General features: G+C 46.3%; 1 pseudogene. It reads right to left on the reverse strand.

Annotated elements, in window-relative coordinates:
- Positions 1-60 precede the first annotated feature (60 nt).
- Positions 61-229 (reverse strand): annotated as a pseudogene (locus tag A6D97_RS21435) (integrase core domain-containing protein); the annotation flags it as partial.

Raw genomic sequence — 229 nt, forward strand, 5'->3', positions numbered from 1 at the left:
ATGATCTGATCGTAGCTTTAAGCATTAGTTCCCTGATTTAGGAAACAAAGCCTTTCCATTGTGACGCTCTGAAGGCGTGACATAATTCAGCTTACTGTGCTTGTGCTCCGTGTTGTACCAGCGTACGAAGGCTTCAACCCAACTTCGACTACTGTCGATTGTTTCAAAGCCCTTTGTTGGCCAGCTTGGCATGTACTTTACCGTGCGGAACAATGACTCAACATACGGG

Source organism: Vibrio sp. ZF57, from assembly GCF_001691235.1.
Lineage (GTDB): Bacteria > Pseudomonadota > Gammaproteobacteria > Enterobacterales > Vibrionaceae > Vibrio > Vibrio crassostreae_C.